Source organism: Nonomuraea sp. NPDC049400, from assembly GCF_044466425.1.
Classification (GTDB): Bacteria; Actinomycetota; Actinomycetes; order Streptosporangiales; family Streptosporangiaceae; genus Nonomuraea.
The window spans coordinates 1-3,604 of sequence record NZ_JBITMP010000134.1 but is presented as its reverse complement, the minus strand read 5'-3'; the positions used below and the strand labels follow the sequence as shown (position 1 = coordinate 3,604).

The 3,604-nt window shown below is 68.2% G+C and carries 4 protein-coding genes; all 4 read left to right on the top strand.

What is annotated here, in order from left to right:
* Positions 1-343, top strand: a 343-nt coding sequence (locus tag ACIBVN_RS60670) for a DUF5372 family protein (RefSeq protein WP_397151985.1), incomplete at its 5' end; no start/stop codon positions are given.
* Between the two features lie 165 nt (positions 344-508).
* Positions 509-982, top strand: coding sequence for a helix-turn-helix domain-containing protein (locus tag ACIBVN_RS60665; RefSeq protein WP_397151983.1), 474 nt, complete (start codon positions 509-511; stop codon positions 980-982).
* Between the two features lie 28 nt (positions 983-1,010).
* On the top strand, positions 1,011-1,409 hold the full coding sequence (locus tag ACIBVN_RS60660; RefSeq protein ID WP_397151981.1) for a hypothetical protein: 399 nt from the start codon (positions 1,011-1,013) through the stop codon (positions 1,407-1,409).
* A gap of 71 nt (positions 1,410-1,480) precedes the next feature.
* The gene (locus tag ACIBVN_RS60655; RefSeq protein ID WP_397151979.1) at positions 1,481-3,592 is read left to right on the top strand and encodes a recombinase family protein; all 2,112 of its coding nucleotides are present in this window, start codon (positions 1,481-1,483) and stop codon (positions 3,590-3,592) included.
* The last annotated feature ends 12 nt before the right edge of the window (positions 3,593-3,604 follow it).

The following is a 3,604-nucleotide window of genomic DNA, read 5'->3' as shown; positions in this document are numbered from 1 at the left end:
TTGGATTACGCCGTCGATTACACCCGATGGCGACGATCAGTACCGACGCGTTCGGGTGACCCACCCGTTTCATCCGCTGTCCGGGCGCGACTTCGAGTTCGTGGTCCATCGCCGGAACTGGGGTGAGGACCGGGTCTACTGCCGCGACGAGGATGGCAGTCTGTTCTCGCTGCCGGCAGCGTGGACGGATGTGGCAGGTGTCGATCCGTTCGTGGCCGCGGCGGATGGGCGCTGTCCCTTCACCGTTGATGGGCTGCTGGCGCTCGGCGATGTGATCGATCGCGTGCGAGGGCGGTTCGCAGCCGATGGCGGTGTCAACGTGATTTCGCCGCGAGTGTCATGATGATTACGCCTCATCTCGGCGACGTGACTACCGGGATCGGTCGGCCATCACTTCTTCTTCTGGTCATCCGCCTGGCTATATCACTCGGTATTCAGCGAATTACTAGACGTATCGAAGTGGTCCGCGTCATAATCCGAATTACACGCATGTGGTTCGGGAGGCGCGATGACGGCACGCGGCGAGGACCCGAAGGTGACAGCACTGCGCGAGAGCCGCTGTCTGCACCCCCACCCCGACCAGGTCACCGACGAGCGGTTCACCTCTTCGGACTTCTTCGATCCGCGCGACGCGGTGCAGGTCAAGTACGAGATGGTGCGCGCGGTGGAGGAGGACGGGACAGCGGTGGCCCACGCCGCGGCCGCGTTCGGCTACTCCCGGCAGGCCTACTACTACGCCGCTGCCGCCCTGGCCGAGGGCGGGCTGGCCGCCCTGGTCCCGGCCAAGCCCGGCCCGAAGGGCGGCCACAAGCTCACCGAACAGGTCTGCGCGTTCGCCGAAGACCAGCTGGCCGCCGACCCGGCGCTGCGGGCCAAGGACCTGGTGGGCCCGATCGAGGACAACTTCGGCGTGCGCGTGCACCCCCGCTCCATCGAGCGAGCGCTGGCCCGCCACCGGGAGCACTCCAAAAGCCGCCCCTGACCTGCCCGCCCGCGACATAACCGAGGAGGTGAACCCGCCCCCGTCTTTGTCCCGTCGACCTCGCCCTGACCCGGCGGCTGCACCCCCGGGCACCGGCCCGGATGCCGGTCAGGGACATGCTCCCGGCAACGGGCGCACCATCGCGCGCAGCAGTCTGCTGGACGCCCGCTACGAACACCTTCGCCATGCCGCCCTGCACGAACGCGCGAACGCGTTCCCGCTCGGCCTTGCCGTACTGATCGGCAAAGGCGTCGCCACCTGGCTCACCGTCCTGACCGAGTTGATCGGCCCACTCCGCCGCGCCCCCGCCCGCGCCCCGGCACACGTCCCCGTCTCCGGTTCTCTGGACCGCTCACCAGCACTGCCCGCAGACCTGACCAGCGAACTCGTCAACATTCTGGCGGCCATGACCCTCATCCCGCCCTAACCACCCGGGCCGCTCGCCTGGAGGAAGGAAGACCATCGATGTCTCACCTATCAGCACCCACCCCGGCTGAGGTGCCATCGACGTCGGCGGCAGGCGGCCCGTCCAAGGTGAGTGCGGCCCACCTGCACCGCCACGCCTACCTCTATGTCCGCCAATCCACGCTCAAGCAGGTCCTCACCAACACCGAATCCACCCGCCGCCAATACGACCTGCGCGGCCGGGCCATCGCGCTGGGATGGAGGAGCGAGCAGGTCATCGTCATCGACATCGACCAGGGCCACTCCGGCGCCTCGGCCGCCGACCGGGAAGGCTTCCAACGCCTGGTCGCCGAGGTCTCCCTCGGCAAGGCCGGGATCGTGCTCGGCCTGGAATGCTCCCGGCTGGCCCGCAACAACGCCGACTGGCACCGACTGCTGGAGATCTGCGCCCTGACCGGCACACTGATCTGCGACGAAGACGGCCTCTATGACCCGACCGATTTCAACGACCGCATGCTGCTCGGCATGAAAGGCCAGATCAGCGAAGCCGAACTGCACTTCCTGCGAGCCCGCATGCGCGGCGGCATCCTCAACGCCGCCCGCCGCGGCGAACTGCTCACACCGTTGCCCGTCGGGCTGATCCACGACCCGGCCGGCCGCGTCGTCCTCGACCCCGACCAGGCCGTCCAGACTGCCGTGAGGCACCTGTTCGCGGCCTTCGCCGCGACCGGCTCGGCCCACGCCGTCGTCAAAACCTTCGCCGACCAGCACCTGCTGTTCCCCCGCCGCCACCGCAAAGGACCCCGCAAAGGCGAACTCGACTGGGCGCCACTGACCCACTCGGCCGTGCTCCGCATCCTGCACAACCCCCGATACGCCGGCGTGTTCTGCTACGGACGCCACCGCACCCTGCCCGGCCCGGACGGCAAGAACCACACCAAGCTCATCAAACCGCGCCAGGAGTGGATCGCCTTCCTGCCCGGCGCCCACCCCGGATACATCACCCTGACCGAATTCGACGCCAATCTCGACCGGCTGGCCCACAACGCCGCCGCGCACGGAGCCGACCGCAGCCGCGGCCCGGCCCGCGAGGGATCCGCCCTGCTCCAAGGACTGATCATCTGCGGAAAATGCGGCCAGAAGATGACCGTCCGCTACCACCTGCGCCGCGGGATCGAACTACCCGACTACGTCTGCCAGCGAGCCAAGATCGAGCACAACGAGCCGCTCTGCCAGACCCTGCCCGGCGCCGACCTGGACGCCCACATCAGCGCTCTGCTGCTCGACGCGCTCACCCCGCTGGCCATCGAAGCCGCCCTCACCGTCGCCGCCGAACTCGCCCACCGCGCCGACCAGGCCGACCAGCAACGCGCCGCCCTCGTCGAACGCGCCCGCTACCAGGCTGACCTGGCCCGCCGCCGCTACCTGGCCGTCGACCCCGGCAACCGCCTCGTCGCCGACACCCTGGAAGCCGACTGGAACACCGCACTCCGCGACCTGCAACAGGCCCAAGACGCCCACGACAGCGCCGTCCGCGCCGCCACCGGCCCACTCACCGACGCCCAAAAGACCCGCATCAGCCAACTGGCCACCGACTTCCCCGCAATCTGGAACGACCCCACCACCCCGCAACGCGAACGCAAACGCATGGCCCACCTGCTGATCAGCGACGTCACCATCACCCGAGACGACCAGGCGATCACCTGCCACGTCCGTTTCGCCGGCGGGCAAGATCACACCTTCACCCTTCCCCTCCCCAAACCCGCCTGGGAACTCCGCCAGACCGCACCACACGTCGTCGCAGCGATCGACGACCTGCTCGACCACCACACCCACGCCGAGATCGCCGACATCCTCAACGCCCGCGGCCTGACCAGCGGCGAAGGCCGCCCCTTCCACCGCCTTATCGTCATGCGCATCCGCGACAACTACGGATTACGCAGCCGCGAGCAGCGACTCCGCGACGCCGGGCTGCTCACCCTGAACCAGATGGCCAACCGCCTCGGCGTGTCCACCTCCACCGTCAAGCACTGGTTCCACGCGGGAATTGTCAGCGGCCAGTGCTACAACGACAAGGGACAGATCCTCTACCACCCGCCCGGCCCCAACCCGCCGACCCCACATCACGGACTCCCCAAGCTCGCCGACCGGCGACCTGCACAAACACCAGGAACAAGCGAATCGAACCGAAGGGGTGCAGTGTGAAGCCAACGTTTT

Excerpts from the sequence above, each read along its gene's own strand:
- ACIBVN_RS60665 (WP_397151983.1), top strand. The coding sequence starts at position 509 with ATGACGGCACGCGGCGAGGACCCGAAGGTGACAGCACTGCGCGAGAGC.